General features: G+C 58.0%; 1 protein-coding gene. It reads left to right on the top strand.

Annotated elements, in window-relative coordinates; translation table 11 throughout:
• The first annotated feature begins 67 nt into the window (after window positions 1–67).
• Window positions 68–1,750 (top strand): IS1634 family transposase, encoded by a 1,683-nt coding sequence (locus tag AABW11_RS19920; protein WP_340107086.1) that lies wholly within the window; start codon window positions 68–70, stop codon window positions 1,748–1,750.
• Window positions 1,751–1,784 lie beyond the last annotated feature (34 nt).

Below are 1,784 nucleotides of genomic sequence, written 5' to 3'. Positions count from 1 at the left end.
CTAACTCAACTTCCGCAAACGTGTAAATAGATGTTGTGAGTGAGGGTTGTAGTTGCTACATTAAGACATGTATATTCAAGCTTCTACTGTTAAGCGAAAAGGGAAAAACGGTCGTAACCGCAAGCTGGTTGAATCCTACCGGGACCCCGAAACCGGCAAACCACGTAATCGGACGGTCCGAACACTGGAGACCCTGCCGCTGCTGGAGCGGGCGCGGGCGATCTACACCCATGGCGGCAGCAGGCATCTGGACGCCGAGGAGTGGCAGGCTCTTGAGCAGGCCGGCGACCTGCAGCAGGCGGAGATCTCTGTTCAGGTGGGGGATACCTACGCCGGCGGTGGGTCTGCCCTGCTGGCAGGATACCTGCGCCAGACAGGCCTAGAGGCCATGCTTCGCAAACATTTAGGGCGGGTAACGGGCAACCTTATCGGGGAAATGATAGGCCTGCAGGTGCTCCAGCCGGCCAGCAAGAAGGCCTACTCCACCTCCCGCCGTCAGACGCTTGGCTACCTGTTGGGTGGGAAGAACGACGTGGGTACTGACCGGTTTTACCGCGCTCTGGATGAGCTGGCCGAGGGCTTTGATGGTGTTCGCGGGGCGCTGAACAGCGCTTACCCACCCCAGACTGACCGCGTGCTGCTGTACGATTTGAGTAATTCCTATTTTTGCGGGCACAAAGCAGAGCTGGGCGGCTACGGCCACAGCAAAGAAAAGCGTCATGACCGTTATATCGTTAGCTACGGACTGGTCCTCAGCGAAGACCAGCTGCCGCTGGATATTCGCGTATGGAAGGGCGGGACGGCCGATAATCAAACAGTTCTGGACACCTTCACCCAGTGGAAGCAGACTTATCAGGCCGAGCAGGCGGTGTGGGTGGCTGACCGCTCGATGAGCGATGAGCCAACGCTCACCCAGGTCGATCAGCTTGGATTGAACTACGTGACCGGGCTGCCCGGTCAAACGCAAAAGGCGGTGCTGAGCGAGCTTCACGAGGATCAACCGGATTTGTTTGATGAGCCTGTCACCGAGTTTGAACGCGAAGGGCAGCGTTACGTGCTGTGTCGCCACCAGAAGAAAGGCTACCGCCGTGCGGCCGCCCAGCAGCGCGGCCGCCGCAAGGTGTATGAGGGGCTGACCGTCATTCAGAGGTCCCCTCAAAACAAAAATCGCGACAAACTCTACCACCGGGCCATGACCCTGCTGGAGCGCCATAAGCAAACGAAGCAGTGGTCTATTGCCTTTAAGGAGTATGCCGACGAGAAAGGCACGCCCCGCTGGCGGCTGCAGTTCACCCTGGACCGCCAGGCCGCTCAGGCCGCCGACACCATGGGCCATTACTACCTGCTGCAAACCAACCTTCCCCGGGAGGCAGCCGACCCGGAGCAGATCCAGCACTACTATAAATCTCTGATGATGGTAGAGCGGTGCTTCCGGATGGCTAAGACCTCGCTGGAAATTCGCCCCATCCGCCACTGGAAGAAACGCCGCATTACCGCCCACATCTATTTGAACTACCTATGCTTATGGCTGGTCAAGTATATAGAACGCCAATGGAGGGCCCGTGGCTACACTCCGGAGGTGGTCCCCACCCTGCGCCGTTGGGACCAGGCACTGAGGTATACCGAACTCCTTAATAAGGATCAGAAAACGACCGTCGGGTATGAGTGGACACAGGGCGAGCGGGCCAGGCAAGCCATTCGAGACATCCGGGATTTGGGCGATCAGGATAAAATCCAACCCGCCTTGTAGCAACTACAATGGCTCTATGCGGAAGTTGAGCTAA

Origin of the sequence: Rhodohalobacter sp. 8-1, from assembly GCF_038150125.1 — a bacterium.
Lineage (GTDB): Bacteria > Bacteroidota > Rhodothermia > Balneolales > Balneolaceae > SW132.
This window is presented reverse-complemented; position numbering and strand designations above follow the sequence as displayed.

Excerpts from the sequence above, each read along its gene's own strand:
- AABW11_RS19920 (WP_340107086.1), top strand. The coding sequence starts at position 68 with ATGTATATTCAAGCTTCTACTGTTAAGCGAAAAGGGAAAAACGGTCGT.